This is a genomic window from Burkholderia sp. APQ4-4ca, from assembly GCF_057837105.1.
This window is the reverse complement of the sequence record NZ_JBYQCG010000232.1, coordinates 190963-207656: the sequence shown is the minus strand read 5'-3', so window position 1 is coordinate 207656 and position 16694 is coordinate 190963. Positions and strand designations below refer to the sequence as shown.

The following is a 16694-nucleotide window of genomic DNA, read 5'->3' as shown; positions in this document are numbered from 1 at the left end:
GGATATTGCGGCGATGCACACAAACACTTGCAATTTGTAAGCGAGCAGAAAGCAAAAAGCCCGCCATTTGCATGGCGGGCCTGTCGACTTCGGCAGGAATTGCCGTCAGCGGCCGAGCTGATAGAAAAATAATACCGTGCTGCCGGTAAACATGCCGAACAGTGCGATTCCCATTGCCATTGCCAGATCCATGGCCCCCTCCACGAAGTGTCATGACCCGGCAACATCACCGGTTTAGAGGCATTATCCCGACGGTTGACAGTGTTAAAAACTCGCAATTTCCCGAGAAGGGTTTTCCCCGAGCGGCCGCGGCCCGATAATGGAACGCACGTTGCTCCCCTCACCCGCCCAACCCGATTCGCCATGCCGATCTTCCAGCAACACGACATCCACGAACTTCACGCCGGCCCGTCGCTCGTCCGGGTCGCCCCGCAATTCGGCGGCCGCCTCCTGTCCTGGCACGTCGATGGCGAACCGGTGATCTTCTGGCCGGAAACCGCCGACTGGAGCAACCTCGCCCGCGTGCGCGGCGGCAATCCGCTGCTGTTCCCGTTCCTCGGCCGCCACCGCGTCGACGGCGAGATCGGCCGCTGGCGCGACGCGGCCGGCGTCGTCCGCGACCTGCCGATGCACGGTTTCGCGCGCGATCTGCCATTCGACGCGCACCCGTCGGCCGACGGCGCCGCGCTGTCGATGACGCTCGACGCGAACGACGCGCTGCGTGCGAGCTACCCGTTCGATTTCCGGTTCGAAACGACCTACCGGCTGGCCGACGCGCATACGCTCGACGTCGCGCTGACGACGACCAATCGCGGCGACACGCCGCTGCCCTATTACGCCGGCCACCATTTCTATTTCGCGCTGCCGCACGGCGAGCGGGCCGACACCGTCCTCGAGCTGCCGCCGACGCACCGTTGCCGACAGCGCGAGGACGGTTCGATCAGCCCGTCCGAACCGGGCCAGGCCCGTTACCGCCTCGACGATCCGGACATCCTCGATCGGTTCCATTGCCTCGACGGCCAGCCGTCCGCGCCGGTGCGCATCGTGATGCCGGGCCGCCGCCGCACGATCGACATCGCACTGGACGTGCCGGGCTCGATCCCGTGGTACGCGGTCACGACGTGGACCGAAAAGCCGGATTCGGATTTCTATTGCGTCGAACCGTGGCTCGGCCTGCCCGATGCGATCCACAACGGCCGCGGGCTGCGCATGCTCGCGCCGGGCGCGACCGAAACGGCCACGCTTCGGATCCGCGTCGCGCCGCTCGCCGGCTGATTCGACACGCACCGAACCGGGGCGCGGAGCCGCACCTGCCACCGAAACTGCGGTGCGCGGGTCGAACCCGTTAAAATCTGACGTTTTGTGTTGCCTGCCGCGTCACGCGCGGCGGGGTTTTGCGAGGTTCAATGTTCGGAACAACAACGAAGCGACTCTTCGCAGCCGCCTGCGCCGCCCTGCTCGTCGCGTGCGGCTCCGCGCCCGTCGGCCCCGGGTTCTATCGCGTCGAGCGTGGCGACACGTTGTACAAGATCGCGCGCGACAACCGCACGTCGGTACAGAACATCGTGCGCTGGAACCAGATGACGAACCCCGACGCGATCGATGTCGGCCAGGTGTTGCGCGTCGCACCGCCGCCCGGCACGACCACCGCGTCGAGGCCGTCGACCACCGGCACCGGCAGCGCGGGCCGTGTCCGCCCGGCACCGTCCGCGCCGGTCGAATCGGCCGTGAAGCCGGCCACGAGCATTGCGCTGATCTGGCCGGCGGCCGGCAACGTCGTGCGCACGTTCGACGGCTCGAAATCGAAGGGCATCGACATCGCGAATTCGCCGGGCACGCCGGTGGTCGCGGCCGCGCCGGGTGTCGTGGTCTACGCCGGTAACGGGCTGCGCGGCTACGGCAACCTGATCATCCTGAAGCACAACGCCGATTACCTGACAGCCTACGCGCACAACCGCGCGCTGCTGGTGAAGGAAGGCCAGTCGGTCACGCAAGGGCAATCGATCGCGGAAATGGGCAACAGCGACAGCGATCGCGTCGCGCTGCATTTCGAGCTGCGCTACGGCGGCCGCTCGATCGATCCGTCACGCTACCTGCCGGCGCGCTGAGCGCGCGACAGACGGCACGCGACGCCGGCGCGCATCGCGTGCCGTCGCGTCGAAAACGGAAAAAGTCGAGTCAGCGCTTGCGCAGACGTCCGGTGAAACGGCCGGACAACGGATCGACGTGACGAGCAAACGCCACCAGCACCCCGATTCCAATCAGGCTGAACCCCGCAGCTATCAGAAGCAAATCCATGGTCACACCACTGTTTTGTCTTGATGTTATGCGTCATTGTCGAATCGTGCACTGAGCCTCACCTATTGGACGAGTCCGAACATTCCCTATCAGGAAACACCATTGTCGATTCGTCTACGTGAATTCCTGATGTAAGCCGTTCACCCGACGCCACGCTCGACACCCGGAGACCATGCGATGCTGCCCGCCGCCGATTGCTACGACCAGCTCCTCTCCCGCTTCCAGTGGGGCATTCCGGCGCGCTACAACATCGGCGTGGACGTGTGCGACAAATGGGCCGACGGCAGCGGACGCCTCGCGCTGATCCACGAAACGGCGCAAGGCGACGTTTTCCGCGTCACGTTCGACGACCTGAGGAATGCTTCTAACCGGCTCGCGAACAGCTTTGCGCGCGCCGGCCTGCGGCGCGGCGACCGGATCGCCATCTTTCTCGCGCAAGGCCCCGAAACGGCGATCGCCCACCTTGCCACGTACAAGTTCGGCGCGATCGCGGTGCCGCTCTTCACGCTGTTCGGCGTCGATGCGCTCGAGTACCGGCTCGCGAACAGCGAGGCCGCCGCGCTCGTCACGGACGCGGCCGGCTACGCGAAGATCGCGCCGCTGCGCGCGCAACTGCCGGCGCTGCATACCGTCTACTGCATCGGCGACGATGCGCTCGACGCGCCGGGCGTACTGCGCTACGACGCGGCGCTCGCCGCCGAAGCGCCGGATTTCGTGCCCGCGGATACGGCCGCCGACGATCCGGCCGTGATCATCTATACGTCCGGCACGACCGGCAAGCCGAAAGGCGCGCTGCATGCGCATCGCGTGCTGCTCGGCCACCTGCCGGGCGTCGAGATGTCGCAGCAGTGCTTCCCGCGCGACGCACGCCTGTTCTGGACACCGGCCGACTGGGCATGGATCGGCGGGCTGCTCGACGTGCTGCTGCCGTCATGGCATCACGGCGTGCCGGTGCTCGCGCGCCGCTTCGAGAAATTCGACGGCGACGCGGCGTTCGCGCTGATGGCACGGCACGGCGTCACCCACGCGTTCCTGCCGCCCACCGCGCTGAAGCTGATGCGCGCCGTCGCGGCGCCGCGCGAACGCTACGCGCTGTCGCTGAAATCGGTCGCGAGCGGCGGCGAATCGCTCGGCACCGAACTGACCGCGTGGGGCCGCGACGCGCTCGGAGTGACGATCAACGAGTTCTACGGGCAAACCGAGTGCAACATGGTGCTGTCGTCGTGTGCGGCGCTGTTCGATGCGCAACCCGGCGCGATCGGCAAGGCGGTACCCGGTCATGCGGTCGCGATCGTCGATGCGGACGGCACGCCGCTGCCGCCCGGCGCCGAAGGCCGCATCGCGGTGCGCCGCCCCGACCCGGTGATGTTTCTCGAATACTGGCGCAACCCCGGCGCGACGCACGACAAGTTCGCGGGCGACTACCTGCTCACCGGCGATACGGGCACGATCGACGCGGACGGTTTCGTGCGCTTCGTCGGCCGCGACGACGACGTGATCACGAGCGCCGGTTACCGGATCGGCCCAGGCCCGATCGAGGACTGCCTGCTCACGCATCCGGCGGTGCGAATGGCGGCCGTCGTCGGCATGCCCGATGCGACGCGCACCGAGATCGTCAAGGCGTTCGTCGTGCTGAACCCCGGCCACGTCGGCGACGACACCCTCGTCAGCGCGCTGCAGGCGCACGTGCGCACACGGCTCGCCGCGCACGAGTATCCGCGTGCGATCGCGTTCGTCGACAGCCTGCCGATGACCGCGACCGGCAAGATCGTGCGCCGCGCGCTGCGCGATGCGTGAGCGGCCCGGCCGCGCTCGGCCCGCCCGGCCGGATGGTTTATAGTGGCGCCACGCAGCCTTTCCAAGAAACCGATGTCCTCTGATCAACACGCCACCGCGGGCGCGTCGCACAGCCCGCTCTACGCCAAACTCCTCGGCGAGACCGCCAAAATCGACTGGTGCGATCTCGAGCGCTTCTTCGCGCAGGGCAAGCTGTTGTCGATCGCACGCGACCTCGATCTCGTCAGCGTCGCGGAAGCCGTCGCCAGCGACGACGCCGAACAGGTCACGCGCTGGCTGTCGTCCGGCCTCGTCGCGCGCATGCCGGCAGAGACCGCCGCCGACTACGCGGCGCGCAATCCGGAGCTGTGGGCGGTCGTCGTGTCGCCGTGGGTCTGCGTGCAGGAACGCGCCTGACGCGTCCGCCATGTCCGACTCCGCCTTACCGCACGGGGCCGGCGGCGCGTCGGCCGCCGTCACGCATCGGCGCGTCCTCGCGCTCGCGTTCCCGATCGTCGTCGCGAACCTGACCCAGCCGATCCTCGGCGCCGTCGACACGGCCGTCGCCGGCCACCTCGACGGCGCGCAATATCTCGGTGGCGTCGCGCTCGGCGGGCTGTTCTTCAATTTCGTGTTCTGGGGCTTCGGCTTTCTGCGGATGGGTACGACCGGGCTCGTTGCGCAGGCACATGGCGCCGGCGACGCCGCCGGGATCCGCCTGAACCTGCTGCGCGCGCTGATCGTCGCGTTCGCGCTCGGCGCTGCGGTACTGGCGCTGCAGGTGCCGCTGCTGTCGTTCGCGCTTTGCGCGCTCGGCGGCAGCGATGCGGTCCGTGCGACGGCCCTCGCATACAGCCATGCACGGATCTGGAGCGCACCGTTCGCGCTCGCGAATTACGTGGTGCTCGGCTACCTGCTCGGCATGCAGCGCGTCCGCCTCGCGCTCGTCGCGCAGGTGTTCGTCAACGCGGTGAACATCGCCGCCGTGCTGCTCTACGTGTACGGCTTCGGCTGGGACATCGCGGGTATCGGCGCGGCGACCGCCACCGCGGACGCATGCGGCTTCGCGCTCGGCGCGTGGATGCTGTGGCGGCTGCGGCCGCGCGGCCTGGCGCCGCTCGCGGTACGCGCGCTTGCCGACCGCGACGCGCTCAGGCGGCTGATCACGCTCAATCGCGACATCTTCCTGCGCACGCTGTGCCTGCTCGGCGCGTTCGGGTGGTTCGCGCATCTCGGCGCGAAACAAGGCGACGCGACGCTTGCCGCGAATGCGCTGCTGCTGAATTTCCAGACCTTCATGGCATACGGCCTCGACGGATTCGCACATGCGGCCGAGGCACTCGTCGGCGCGGCGGCCGGCGCGCGCGATCGCCGCGCATTCCGGCAAGCCGTGCGCGTCACGCTGTTCTGGTCGGCACTCGGCGCGCTGCTGTTCGCGCTCGTTTACTGGGCAGCGGGGAGCTGGATCGTCGCGCGCCTGACCGACCAGGCCGAAATCCGCGCCGTCGCGCTGCACTACCTGCCGTGGGCCGCGATCTCGCCGATCGTGTCGGTCTGGGGCTTCCTGCTCGACGGCGTGTTCATCGGCGCGACGCAGACGCAATCGCTGATGCGCGCGATGGTCGTGTCGTTGTCGATCTTCATCGCGGCCACGCTCGCAGCCGTCGGAACGTTCGGCAATCACGGCCTCTGGTTCGCGCTGCTGCTGTTCATGGCCGCGCGCGGCGCGACGCTCGCGCGCTACCTGCCCGCGCTGTTGCGACGCATTGGCGCCGACCCGCAGGCCGCGTCCGCGGCCCGCGCGTGACGGCGGGCCGGCCGAGCGTTACTGCACCGGCTTCGGCGACGGCGCGTCGAGCATCGATGGCGGCGTCATGTCGGTCGGCACACCGTGATAGTCGGCGGGATCTTCCGGCGGGTGGCCGCGGCGCGCCTGGTGCGGATCGCTGCTGCAGGCGGCAAGGAGGGATGCGGCCAGCACGGCCAGCATGAAACGGGTCATCAGGTCAGGCTCCGGAAAACGGCGCGCCCATCGCACGCCGGGACCGCGCCGAGTCTAGCGGAAATCCGGTTTCGGGGTTGCGCCGCGCATGTCCTACTATGTACGCATGGCGCTGTGCCGTTGAAAGGAGGCTGCCATGTCGTCTGAAGAAATTGCGGGCCTGATCGGCCTGTTCATCGGTCTGATGGTGCTGGCCGCCCTGTCGTACTTCGAGTCACGCGAATACAAGCGCAGCCACGAAGGCGAAGGGATGATCCACCACTGGATGGCGGAACACCACCTGCTCGACTGGCGGCGCAAGCACTGAGCGCGTCGCGGCCGTCCGGCCCTCCCGCAGGGCTGCGCGAACGTGCCGCTCGGCGGTACGGTAGTCATTGCGTGTCGCTGAAATTATCGGGGCTCGATACGCACCCATGGACCGGATACACGAACGCCGTCGCGCAGGACTTGCCACGCGACGGCGCTCGCTTGCGTGCGCCACAGGTCACCGGCGCGACGCGGTTCAGACCGTTTAGCCCAGGAAGTGGCGGGCGTAGCGCGCGTTGATGTCGGACAGGCGGAATAGAGTCAGGAAATCCGCGCAGTTGAAGTCGGGATCCCAGGCCGGTGCGCCGCAAATCTTCGCGCCGAGCCGCAGGTAACCCTTGATCAGCGGCGGCGGCGCGACGACGGTGCCTGTCTGCAGTTCGTCGACCGGCAAAGCCGTGTGCGGGAACGCGCGATACTCGGGCGCCGTCAGCGAGCCCGCCGACAGTGACTGGTACAGGTTCGCCGCGTAGTGGCCGCCGTCGGCCATCGACACGCTCGCGCAGCCCAGCATCGTTTCATAGCCGTTCTGCATCATGTACGCGCCCAGGCCGCCCCACAGCGCCATGATGACGGCGCCGCTGCGGTAGTCGCTGTGCACGCACGAGCGGCCGACCTCGACCATCTTGCCGCGCAGGTGCGTGAGGCGCGACAGGTCGAATTCGCCTTCGGCGTACAGGCGGCCGACGCGTGCCGCCTGGTGCGGCGGCAGCACGCGGTACGTGCCGACGACTTTCAGCGTGTCGAGATCGCGGACCAGCAGGTGGTCGCAATATGCATCGAACGGATCGACGTCGAGACCTGACGGGCCGCTGACCTGCGCGCCCATTTCTTCGGCGAAGACGCTGTAGCGCAGGCGCTGGGCTTCGCGCAATTCGTCTTCCGTACGCGCCCATGCGGCGCGCAGGCGATATTCCGATGTGACGGTTTCACTGGCGCGCGGCAGGTGGCGCCGCGACGTGTCGAGGGGCAGCGAGGCAAAAGGGAGCGTAGGCGTCGGCAGTTCTCGCATTAGGCTTTCCTGATCGTAAGGAATAGGACGACATGCCCGCCAATGTAGTAACCGGCCGTGACCGTTACGTGGCACGACCATGTCTTTTCAATGACGTGTCGCCAAATTGACTTTAGCAGAAAGCTTGCAAAACCGTATGATCAATCCCTTCAAACCCATTCAGGCAAGCTTTACACGAGTTCGGGCGTCAAAACCGCCCGCAGCACGGCCTGCCGGCTGCCGTCGCGCGTGCGGCTCGCGAGCCACACGATTCCGCCCTTCTTGACGCTCCAGCTGTCGTCGTCGCCGGCGATCAATTGCGCGGCGACGCTGCCGAGCGTCGGCTGGTGGCCGACGATCACGACCGTCGGCGCGATGCCTTCCGGCCAGCCGGCCGCCGCCAACACGTCGTCGATGCTGCCGCCCGGCGCGAGCGCGTCGATGGTCCGGTACTGGTCGGTCAGTGCCTCGACGGTCTGCACGGTGCGCGCCGCCGGGCTCGCGAGGATCACGGTATTCGTCTCGAGCCGGCCGCGCAGCCATTTGGCCATCGCCTGCGCGTCCTTGCGGCCGCGCACGGTCAACTGCCGCGCGAGATCGCTCGTCGCGTAATCTTCGGCTTCGGCGTGGCGCCACAGGATCAGGTTCATCATGATGTCTCCTTGCTTCGGCGAGCGGTCGCGCGCGCATGCGTGCGGGCCGGCCGATTGTCCCGTGAATTGTCGCAAATCGCGGGCCGCTCACCGCCGCGGCATTTACCCGCATATCGTGATTGACCGATTCGGCCATTCGACGTTATTATCTTTGGCTCGTCGGAGCGTAGCGCAGCCTGGTAGCGCATCTGATTTGGGATCAGAGGGTCGTAGGTTCGAATCCTATCGCTCCGACCAAGGAATCAAAGGGGTTACATGCCAAAAGCGTGTAACCCCTTTTTCCGTTTACGGGCGCTTTTTACGAGCCCTTGAATCGCCTGCCGCTTTTCAGGACTCGCCGCAGCGCGGGCCGAGTACGCACCAACCGCCGCGTCGACGCGCCCGCGCCTCCTCGCGCAGCCCGCGCACGGAACTTGCTGGAACACGCGATAATACGTGTGAACAATCCGCATCCGCGCATGAAAAACAACATTCTCGAAACCGCTCTGTGTGCGTCGCTGCTCATGCTCGCCACCGCCGGCCCTGCGTCGGCGAAAGCGCTCGACGACGCGCTCGACTGCCATTCGACCGGCCACAAGTTCGTCGCGCCGCTGCTCGCGGCCGGCGACATCCAGTCGGAGCCGATGCACGTCGAATCGAATTCGGTCAATGCGTTCCGCACGAACCGCTCGCTGACCGCATACGGCTTCGGCGTCTACGTCGTGCTCGGCTACCAGGCGAACGACCCGATCTTCCGTCCGGGCGACGGCAAGCCGATCGGCGACTGGGCTTACGGTGTCGTCGTGCGCGGCACGAAAAGCGCGGTCGAGGAAGCCGTGCGCAAGGCCGGCAGCGACGCAACCGTCAAACAGGCTTTCCCGTTCCTGACCGCGATCGTCTGCTCGTCGGATTGAGCGGCCGGTCAGCGCCCGCGTTGCGCGGCCGCTGACGATCGTACGGAGCGACGCCTGACGGGCGCCGCCATCGGCACACTCCAGTGGAACCCGCCGTACCTTCCGGGCCCGCTATCGGGCCGCTATCGCCCTGTCACGCACCGGTATAAACCACGCGATACGGGATACCGACTTTCTCCCACTCCGCCGCCTCCTGGCTGAGGCTGTAGTCGGTCAACGGGTTCTGCTCGACCCACGCGTTCGGCAGGCGCACCTCGTACCCGCCCTTCTTCATCTGCGAAACGGAAATATCGGGCAGCCCCGCATCGGTCCGGCGCCGGCACAGCAGCGCCGCGAGCCGCAGGCAGAACAGCAGCGGCCACTCGACCTCGCGCGCCTGCGACAGCTTGCCGAGCTTGCCCGCATGGCCGAGCACGAGCGCGGCGAGCCGCGCCTGGTCGGTGCGCGAGAAACCCGGCATGTCCGCGTTGCTCGCGATATAGGCCGAATGCTTGTGATACGCGCTGTGCGAGATCGACAGGCCGATCTCGTGCAACGCGGCGGCCCAGCCGAGGAACATCCGCCCTTCCTCCCGCGCTTCCTCGTCGTCTTCCTCGAGCTCGTCGTAGAAACGCGCGGCGAGCGCACCGATCCGCTCGGCCTGCGCACGGTCGACGCCGTAGCGGCGCGTGAACCCCTCGACGGTCACCGCGCGCATGTCCTCGTGCTGCGTCCGGCCGAGCAGGTCGTACAGCACGCCGAGGCGCAGCGCGCCGTCGGTCGTATCGACGTAGTCGACGCCCAGCTCCTCGAACACCGCCAGCATGATCGCGAGGCCACCCGCGAGCACGGGCACGCGGTCGGGCTTCAGCGCGATCAGCTTCAACCGGTTGACGTTCTCCGACTTGATCAGCGCACGCTTCAGCCGCTCGAGGCCGCCGCGCGAAATGCCGTGCGTGATGCCCGGATCGTTGAAGCCGTTCGCCTCGACGAGCTCCGCGAGCGCGCGCGCGGTGCCGGACGAACCGATCGCCTGGTCCCAGCCGGCCTTCTTGTATTCGCTCGAAATGATCTGGATCTCGCGCTTGGCCGCGAGCTCGGCCTGCCGCATCGTGTATTCGTCGACGTTGCCGGCCGGGAAGAAGGTGCGGCTATGGCTCACGCAGCCGATATAGAGGCTCTCCATCACGATCGGCGTGTAGTGCGAGCCGATGATGAATTCGGTCGAGCCGCCGCCGATGTCGACGACGAGCCGCTTGCCGGCGCTCGCCGGCACCGAGTGCGCGGCTCCCGCATAGATGAGGCGCGCCTCTTCGCGGCCCGCGATCACTTCGATCGGGAAACCGAGCGCCGCCTCCGCCTCGCCGAGAAATTCGGCGGCGTTCTTCGCGACGCGCAGCGTGTTGGTCGCCACCGCGCGCACGTGATCGGGATGGAAATCGCGCAGGCGCTCGCCGAACCGCTTGAGCGCCTCCCAGCCACGCTCCTGCGACGCGCGATCGAGCATCTTGTCGCTCGACAGCCCCGCGGCCAGCCGAACCGGCTCGCGCAGCGCGTCGACGGGATAGATCTGGCTGCCCGCCGGCGTTTCCTCGACGCGCCCGACGATCAGCCGAAAGCTGTTCGAGCCGAGATCCACGGCAGCCAGCAAGTGGGGAGTTGTAACCATCAGAAGGGGGCTCCGTGCGCGTTCTTCCGCGGTAGCCGTTCCGGCCACCACGGGCGATCAATCAAAGGCGACATTTTAAGCGTGGAACGCTTGCCGCTGCCACGCTTCACGGGCATGCACACCGCGCCATTCCATATAGCCGAAACATTTATGCGACGAAAGCGTTCGGGCGTAGAATTTCCCGATATAAAACCATGATTGTCATCAGCACGTCATCGTACCGTGAGAGTTTCCGAGCGTCCTTTCGAATCATCGCCTGAATTACCCCCTACTCTGCCGATGTCCGTCCGTTACCCGCTTCTCAATCGTGAACTCGGCATCCTCGGTTTCAACGAGCGCGTGCTGGCCCAGGCGGCCGACCCGCAAGTCCCGTTGCTCGAGCGCCTGCGCTTCATCTGCATCACCAGCAGCAACCTCGACGAATTCTTCGAAGTCCGGATGGCCGGCCTGCAGGAGCAGATCCGCGACAATCCCGGCGCACTGACACCCGACGGCATGTCGTTGCAGCACGCATACGATCTCGTCGTCGAACGCGCGCAGCGGCTCGTGCATCGACAGTACACGATGCTGCACGAAACCGTGCTGCCGGCGCTCGAACAGGAAGGCATCTACTTCCACGCGAGCGACACGTGGAACGACGAGCAGCTCGAATGGGCGCGGCGCTACTTCCTCGACGAACTGCTGCCCGTGCTGACGCCGATCGGCCTCGATCCGGCCCACCCGTTCCCGCGCGTGCTGAACAAGAGCCTGAACTTCGTCGTCGAGCTCGAAGGCCGCGACGCGTTCGGCCGCCAGGCCGTGATGGGCATCGTGCAGGCGCCGCGCGCGCTGCCGCGCGTCGTGCGCATGCCGCATGCGCTGTCGGGTTTCGAGCATGGCTTCGTGCTGCTGAGTTCGTTCATGCAGCGCTTCGTCGGCGAACTCTTTCCGCAACTGGTCGTGAAGAGCTGCAACCAGTTCCGGATCACGCGCAACAGCGAGCTGTTCGTCGACGAAGACGAAATCACGAACCTGCGTGTCGCGTTGCAGGGCGAACTGCCCGCGCGCCACCTCGGCAACGCGGTACGCCTCGAGGTATCGGCCGACACACCGCTGCACATCGTGCGACGCCTGCTCGAGGAAAGCGAACTCGGCGACAACGATTGCTATCGCGTCGCGGGTTCCGTGAATCTGGTGCGCCTGATGCAGATTCCCGATCTTGTCGACCGCCCCGACCTGAAGTTCGCGCCGTTCATCGCGTCGACGCCGGCGGCAATCGCCAACGCGCCGACGATGTTCGACGCGATCGATGCCGGCGACATCCTGCTGCACCACCCGTACGAGAGCTTCCAGCCCGTGCTCGAGCTGTTGCAGCAGGCCGCGAAAGACCCGAGCGTCGTCGCGATCAAGCAGACGATCTACCGCACCGGCACCGACTCGCCGCTGATGGACGCGCTGATGGAAGCCGCGCGCAACGGCAAGGAAGTGACCGTCGTCGTCGAGCTGCTCGCGCGCTTCGACGAGGAGACCAACATCAACTGGGCGTCGCAGCTCGAAGCCGTCGGCGCGCACGTCGTGTACGGCGTGGTCGGCCACAAGTGCCACGCGAAGATGATGCTGATCGTGCGGCGCGTCGTGCAGGCCGGCAAGGCGTCGCTGCGCCGCTACGTGCACCTCGGCACCGGCAACTATCATCCGCGCACCGCGCGCCTCTACACCGACTTCGGGCTGATGACGGCCGAGCAGAAGATCTGCGAGGACGTGCATCACGTGTTCCAGCAATTGACCGGGATCGGCGGTGAACTGACGCTGCACGAGCTGTGGCAGTCGCCGTTCACGCTGCATCCGCGCATCATCGATTCGATCCGCGCGGAGATCGACAATGCGCAGGCCGGCAAGCGTGCGCGCATCGTCGCGAAAATGAACGCGCTGCTGGAGCCGTCGGTGATCGCCGCGCTGTACGAAGCGTCGCAGGCCGGCGTCAAGGTCGACCTGATCGTGCGCGGCGTCTGCGCGCTGAAGCCCGGGGTGCCGGGGCTGTCGGAAAACATCACGGTGCGCTCGATCGTCGGCCGCTTCCTCGAACACCACCGCATCTACTACTTCCACGCGGGCGGCGCCGAGCACGTCTATCTGTCGAGTGCCGACTGGATGGACCGCAACCTGTTCCGCCGCGTCGAAGTCGCGTTCCCGATCCGCGAGCGCAAGCTCAAGCGGCGCGTGATCGCCGAGGGGCTGTCGGTGTGCCTCGGCGACAACCAGTCGGCATGGCAGATGCACAGCGACGGCCACTATCGGCGCCGCCGCACCGGCAAGACGATCCGCAACGCGCAGCTCGGGCTGCTCGCGAAGTTCTGCTCGTGAGCCGCCGGTGCGATGCGAGTCGCGCCGACGCATCGCCATGAAAAAAAGCAACCCGCGGGTTGCTTTTTTTCGACCGCCGAGCCGCTACGCGATCATGCTTCGTAAGCGGCCGGCCGGATCGCGATGACGCGCGAGCCCGGGAACCGCGCGGTGAACGTACTGCCGCGCCCTTCCTCGCTCTGCACGTACAGATGCGCGTCGTGCCGCTGCAGCACGTGCTTGACGATTGCGAGCCCGAGGCCCGTGCCGCCGGTATCGCGCGAACGGCTGCGATCGACGCGGTAGAAGCGCTCGGTGAGCCGCGGCAGGTCGGCGGCCGGAATCCCGAAGCCGCTGTCCGTGACGGAGAACACGCCCTGCGCGCCCTCGCGCCGCCACGACACGACGATCTTGCCGCCGTCCGGCGTGTAGCGGATCGCATTCGTGACGAGATTCGCGAACGCGCTGAACAGCTCCGTCTGCGCGCCCGTGACGCCCAGCGTCTCGTCGATCGAGAACGCGATGTCGTGATGCCCGTTCGACAGCGTGTGCGCATCTTCCTTCAGGTGGTCGAACACCGCCCGCATGTCGATCGCGTGATCGACCGGCGGCTTGCTTTCGCCTTCCAGCTTCGCGAGCACCAGCAGGTCGGTCACGATGTGCCGCATCCGCGACGCCTGCTGCTCCATCATGTCGAGATAGCGCGCGCGGTCCTCCTCGTTCAGCGGCAGCTCGCGCATCGTCTCGAGGAAGCCCGACAGCACGGTGAGCGGCGTCTTCAACTCGTGCGACACGTTCGCGACGAAGTCGCGCCGCATCGCGTCGGTGCGCTCGAGCTCGGTGATGTCCTGCGTGAGCAGCAGCTTGCGGTTCTCGCCGTACGGAAACACCTGCACGGCCAGCACGTTCTGCCGCGCGTCGCCCATGCCGCGCATCAACAGCGTCTCGTCGTAATGCTGCGCATTCAGGTAGCGGACGAAATCGGGATGGCGCACCAGGTTCGTGATGTGCTGGCGCAGGTCGCGCTTCGCATCGAGGCCGAAATGGACTTCGGCGATCGCGTTGCACCACTCGATCTGGTCGTGGTCGTCGAGCATCGCGACGCCATTCGGCGAGGCCTGGATCGCCTGGATGAAGCGCGAATGCTGCTGCTCGACCTGCCGCACCTGCGCATGCCACTGCTTCGCGAGCTTGTGCAGACGATAGTAGATCTCGCCCCAGATGCCCGGCGCGCTCGGCACTTCGCCGTAGACGGGCGCATCGAGCAGGCGCCACAGACGCTGCGTATGGAAGGTGCTGAAAAAGCCCTGCGCGACCAGCATCACGACCACGAACACGAGGCCCACGGTCGGGCCGGCGAAGACGCCGACCAATACGCCGATCAGCACGAGCAGCACGAGCGACACCAGAAAGCGCGCCCAGATGATGTTCATGATTCAGCGTCCGAAAGAAGGAACGACACGCCGCGGCACACGGCATGCCCGAATACGTTACGCGTGCTTCGCGAGGCGGTAGCCGCTGCCGCGCACGGTTTCGATCATCGCATCGCAGCCGGCCGGTTTCAAGGCCGCGCGCAGTCGTTTGATGTGCACGTCGACAGTGCGCTCCTCGACGAACACATGGTCGCCCCACACCTGGTCGAGCAGTTGCGTGCGGCTGTGCACGCGCTCCGGATGCGTCATGAAGAAATGCAGCAGGCGGAACTCGGTCGGGCCGAGATCGAGCTTGATTTCGCTGCCGTCGCCGTGCGCGGCGACGCGATGCGTGGCCGGGTCGAGGCGCAGCCCGTTGATCGACACGACGTCCTCGGTCAGTTGCGGCGCGCGGCGGCGCAGCACGGCCTTGATGCGCGCCATCAGTTCCTTCGGTGAAAACGGCTTCGTCACGTAGTCGTCCGCGCCGATTTCGAGGCCGAGCACCTTGTCCTGCTCGTCGCCGCGGGCGGTGAGCATGATGATCGGAATGTGTTTGGTCCGTTCGTTGTTGCGCAGGTCGCGCGCGAACGCGATACCGGACTTGCCCGGCAGCATCCAGTCGAGCAGCACGAGATCGGGCAGCACGTCGCTGATCAGGTTCTGCGCCTGTTCGGCGTTGTACGCACGGATCGGGCAATGACCGGCGTGCTGGAGATTCACCGAGATCAGTTCGGAAATCGCGGGCTCATCTTCAACGACGAGAATGTTGCTGGGCATCGGCACCTCTGTTCTTCCTATGGAGTCGATTAACTGTTGGCTTCACGATCGAGCGTGTCGCGCGGCTGGTGCCGCACGTCGGTGCCCTTCACGATGTAGATGATGAATTCGGCGATGTTCTTCGCGTGGTCGCCGATCCGTTCGATCGCCTTCGCGATGAACAGGTAGTCGAGGCCCACCGAGATCGTGCGCGGATCTTCCTGCATGTACGACACGAGCTTGCGCACGAACGCGCGGAATTCCATGTCGATTTCCTTGTCGTCCTTGACGATCTGCGCGGCGGCCACCGTATCGAGGCGCGCGAACGCGTCGAGCGCGCGGCGCAGGATCGTCACGGCCATCTCGCCCGACACCTTGATCTCGGCGATGTTGACCGCACGCGCGGACGGCTCGTCGACCAGGCGGCGCACGCGCTTGGCGATCTTCTCGGCTTCGTCGCCGGCGCGCTCGAGGTTCGTAATCGTTTTCGAAATCGACATCAAAAGACGCAGGTCGCGCGCGGCAGGCTGCCTCCGCGCGATGATGTTGCCGCATTCCTGGTCGATGTCGACTTCCATCGCGTTCAGCGTTTCCTCGGCCGCGATCACCTTCTCGGCCGTATCGCGATCGAACTCGTTCAGCGCGCGCATCGCGCCGACGATCTGCGACTCGACGAGTCCGCCCATTTCCAGCACTTTCGACGACACGGCATTCAGGTCCGCGTCGAACTGGCTCGACAGATGTTTATCCGACATGGTTGTTGTTCTCCGTCATCAGCCGAAGCGGCCGGTGATGTAGTCTTCCGTTTCCTTGCGCACCGGCTTGATGAAGATCTTTTCGGTGTCGCCGAACTCGATCAGCTCGCCCAGGTACATGTAGGCCGTGTAATCCGAGCAGCGTGCGGCCTGCTGCATGTTGTGCGTGACGATCACGACCGTGTAGTCGCTCTTCAGCTCCGCGATCAGCTCCTCGATGCGGCCCGTCGAGATCGGGTCGAGCGCCGAGCACGGTTCGTCGAGCAGCAGCACTTCCGGACGGATCGCGATGCCGCGCGCGATGCACAGACGCTGCTGCTGGCCGCCCGACAGCCCGTAGCCGCTCTGGCCCAGCTTGTCCTTGACTTCGTTCCACAGCGCGGCCTTCGTCAGTGCCCACTCGACGCGGTCGTCCATTTCCGAGCGCGTGAGCTTTTCGAACATCTTCACGCCGAACGCGATATTGTCGTAGATCGACATCGGGAACGGGGTCGGCTTCTGGAACACCATGCCGATTCGCGCGCGCAGCAGCGAGATGTCGCGCTTCGTCGTCAGCAGGTTCTCGCCGTCCATCAGGATTTCGCCTTCGGCGCGCTGCTCCGGATAAAGCGCGAACATCTTGTTGAACGTGCGCAACAGCGTCGACTTGCCGCAGCCCGACGGGCCGATGAACGCCGTCACCTTCCCTTCGGGAATGCGCAGGTTGATGTTCTTCAGCGCGTGGAACTTGTTGTAGAAGAAGTTGAGGTTGTTGACCTCGATCTTCGCGTTCAGCGGCGCGAGCGGACGGCCGTGCGCCGCGTCTTGCGTGCCGGCGGGCGCAGCGGTGCGCTCGACGGGATTCAGGTGGCTTTCTGCCATATTCATCGGATTGCTCCG

16 protein-coding genes and 1 tRNA gene are annotated in these 16694 nt (G+C 66.2%); 9 read left to right on the top strand and 8 right to left on the bottom strand.

Annotated features, from left to right (window positions below; genetic code table 11):
* The first annotated feature begins 363 nt into the window (after positions 1-363).
* From AC3IFE_RS28755 to AC3IFE_RS28735, 5 genes are all read left to right on the top strand, one after another.
* Complete coding sequence (locus AC3IFE_RS28755) at positions 364-1275, top strand: aldose epimerase family protein (RefSeq protein WP_489193501.1); 912 nt, start codon at positions 364-366, stop codon at positions 1273-1275.
* Positions 1276-1406: 131 nt separating this feature from the next.
* Entirely contained in the window at positions 1407-2108 is a 702-nt protein-coding gene (locus AC3IFE_RS28750; RefSeq protein ID WP_489193499.1) for a peptidoglycan DD-metalloendopeptidase family protein, read from the top strand.
* Positions 2109-2475: 367 nt separating this feature from the next.
* A complete protein-coding gene (locus tag AC3IFE_RS28745) occupies positions 2476-4095 on the top strand; it encodes an acyl-CoA synthetase (protein WP_489193497.1) in 1620 nt (539 codons plus the stop codon).
* A 72-nt stretch (positions 4096-4167) separates the two neighbouring features.
* Complete coding sequence (locus tag AC3IFE_RS28740; protein ID WP_069617121.1) at positions 4168-4491, top strand: DUF2288 domain-containing protein; 324 nt, start codon at positions 4168-4170, stop codon at positions 4489-4491.
* A gap of 10 nt (positions 4492-4501) precedes the next feature.
* Positions 4502-5881 carry an MATE family efflux transporter gene (locus tag AC3IFE_RS28735; protein ID WP_489193495.1) on the top strand — a complete coding sequence of 460 codons (1380 nt, stop codon included), beginning with the start codon at positions 4502-4504 and terminating at the stop codon, positions 5879-5881.
* Positions 5882-5899: 18 nt separating this feature from the next.
* On the opposite strand, the gene AC3IFE_RS28730 is transcribed toward AC3IFE_RS28735, so the two are convergent.
* A complete protein-coding gene (locus tag AC3IFE_RS28730) occupies positions 5900-6076 on the bottom strand; it encodes a hypothetical protein (RefSeq protein WP_301739428.1) in 177 nt (58 codons plus the stop codon).
* Between the two features lie 136 nt (positions 6077-6212).
* Between AC3IFE_RS28730 and AC3IFE_RS28725 the strand changes: the two genes are divergently transcribed.
* On the top strand, positions 6213-6383 hold the full coding sequence (locus AC3IFE_RS28725) for a hypothetical protein (RefSeq protein WP_175768670.1): 171 nt from the start codon (positions 6213-6215) through the stop codon (positions 6381-6383).
* 204 nt (positions 6384-6587) lie between these two features.
* On the opposite strand, the gene AC3IFE_RS28720 is transcribed toward AC3IFE_RS28725, so the two are convergent.
* Positions 6588-7394: a GNAT family N-acetyltransferase gene (locus AC3IFE_RS28720; protein ID WP_034206968.1), complete on the bottom strand. Its 807-nt coding sequence runs from the start codon at positions 7392-7394 to the stop codon at positions 6588-6590.
* A 170-nt stretch (positions 7395-7564) separates the two neighbouring features.
* Positions 7565-8026: a phosphohistidine phosphatase SixA gene (gene sixA, locus AC3IFE_RS28715; protein ID WP_489193492.1), complete on the bottom strand. Its 462-nt coding sequence runs from the start codon at positions 8024-8026 to the stop codon at positions 7565-7567.
* Between the two features lie 160 nt (positions 8027-8186).
* Between sixA and AC3IFE_RS28710 the strand changes: the two genes are divergently transcribed.
* Positions 8187-8263, top strand: a tRNA-Pro gene (locus tag AC3IFE_RS28710).
* 221 nt (positions 8264-8484) lie between these two features.
* Positions 8485-8919 (top strand): hypothetical protein, encoded by a 435-nt coding sequence (locus tag AC3IFE_RS28705; protein WP_089467923.1) that lies wholly within the window; start codon positions 8485-8487, stop codon positions 8917-8919.
* A 133-nt stretch (positions 8920-9052) separates the two neighbouring features.
* On the opposite strand, the gene ppx is transcribed toward AC3IFE_RS28705, so the two are convergent.
* Positions 9053-10567: an exopolyphosphatase gene (ppx, locus tag AC3IFE_RS28700; protein WP_489193489.1), complete on the bottom strand. Its 1515-nt coding sequence runs from the start codon at positions 10565-10567 to the stop codon at positions 9053-9055.
* Between the two features lie 279 nt (positions 10568-10846).
* Here ppx and ppk1 point away from each other — a divergent pair, with 279 nt between their 5' ends.
* Positions 10847-12910, top strand: a complete 2064-nt coding sequence (gene ppk1 / locus AC3IFE_RS28695) for a polyphosphate kinase 1 (protein ID WP_489193487.1) — start codon at positions 10847-10849, stop codon at positions 12908-12910.
* Between the two features lie 92 nt (positions 12911-13002).
* Here ppk1 and phoR read toward each other — a convergent pair whose 3' ends face one another.
* Genes phoR through pstB form a run of 4 tightly spaced genes read right to left on the bottom strand, consistent with a single transcriptional unit; the run spans position 13003 to position 16682 of the window.
* A complete protein-coding gene (gene phoR / locus AC3IFE_RS28690) occupies positions 13003-14322 on the bottom strand; it encodes a phosphate regulon sensor histidine kinase PhoR (RefSeq protein ID WP_489193485.1) in 1320 nt (439 codons plus the stop codon).
* A gap of 57 nt (positions 14323-14379) precedes the next feature.
* The gene (gene phoB / locus AC3IFE_RS28685) at positions 14380-15081 is read right to left on the bottom strand and encodes a phosphate regulon transcriptional regulator PhoB (protein WP_006750313.1); all 702 of its coding nucleotides are present in this window, start codon (positions 15079-15081) and stop codon (positions 14380-14382) included.
* Positions 15082-15110: 29 nt separating this feature from the next.
* Positions 15111-15815: a phosphate signaling complex protein PhoU gene (gene phoU, locus AC3IFE_RS28680; RefSeq protein WP_089467139.1), complete on the bottom strand. Its 705-nt coding sequence runs from the start codon at positions 15813-15815 to the stop codon at positions 15111-15113.
* 18 nt (positions 15816-15833) lie between these two features.
* Complete coding sequence (gene pstB / locus AC3IFE_RS28675; protein WP_050015221.1) at positions 15834-16682, bottom strand: phosphate ABC transporter ATP-binding protein PstB; 849 nt, start codon at positions 16680-16682, stop codon at positions 15834-15836.
* Between the last annotated feature and the right edge of the window lie 12 nt (positions 16683-16694).

Bases quoted from the DNA above. Each gene is read 5' to 3' on its own strand.
- AC3IFE_RS28755 (WP_489193501.1), top strand. From the start codon at position 364: ATGCCGATCTTCCAGCAACACGACATCCACGAACTTCACGCCGGCCCG.
- AC3IFE_RS28750 (WP_489193499.1), top strand. From the start codon at position 1,407: ATGTTCGGAACAACAACGAAGCGACTCTTCGCAGCCGCCTGCGCCGCC.
- AC3IFE_RS28745 (WP_489193497.1), top strand. From the start codon at position 2,476: ATGCTGCCCGCCGCCGATTGCTACGACCAGCTCCTCTCCCGCTTCCAG.
- AC3IFE_RS28740 (WP_069617121.1), top strand. From the start codon at position 4,168: ATGTCCTCTGATCAACACGCCACCGCGGGCGCGTCGCACAGCCCGCTC.
- AC3IFE_RS28735 (WP_489193495.1), top strand. From the start codon at position 4,502: ATGTCCGACTCCGCCTTACCGCACGGGGCCGGCGGCGCGTCGGCCGCC.
- AC3IFE_RS28730 (WP_301739428.1), bottom strand. From the start codon at position 6,076: ATGACCCGTTTCATGCTGGCCGTGCTGGCCGCATCCCTCCTTGCCGCC.
- AC3IFE_RS28725 (WP_175768670.1), top strand. From the start codon at position 6,213: ATGTCGTCTGAAGAAATTGCGGGCCTGATCGGCCTGTTCATCGGTCTG.
- AC3IFE_RS28720 (WP_034206968.1), bottom strand. From the start codon at position 7,394: ATGCGAGAACTGCCGACGCCTACGCTCCCTTTTGCCTCGCTGCCCCTC.
- sixA (WP_489193492.1), bottom strand. From the start codon at position 8,026: ATGATGAACCTGATCCTGTGGCGCCACGCCGAAGCCGAAGATTACGCG.
- AC3IFE_RS28705 (WP_089467923.1), top strand. From the start codon at position 8,485: ATGAAAAACAACATTCTCGAAACCGCTCTGTGTGCGTCGCTGCTCATG.
- ppx (WP_489193489.1), bottom strand. From the start codon at position 10,567: ATGGTTACAACTCCCCACTTGCTGGCTGCCGTGGATCTCGGCTCGAAC.
- ppk1 (WP_489193487.1), top strand. From the start codon at position 10,847: ATGTCCGTCCGTTACCCGCTTCTCAATCGTGAACTCGGCATCCTCGGT.
- phoR (WP_489193485.1), bottom strand. From the start codon at position 14,322: ATGAACATCATCTGGGCGCGCTTTCTGGTGTCGCTCGTGCTGCTCGTG.
- phoB (WP_006750313.1), bottom strand. From the start codon at position 15,081: ATGCCCAGCAACATTCTCGTCGTTGAAGATGAGCCCGCGATTTCCGAA.
- phoU (WP_089467139.1), bottom strand. From the start codon at position 15,815: ATGTCGGATAAACATCTGTCGAGCCAGTTCGACGCGGACCTGAATGCC.
- pstB (WP_050015221.1), bottom strand. From the start codon at position 16,682: ATGAATATGGCAGAAAGCCACCTGAATCCCGTCGAGCGCACCGCTGCG.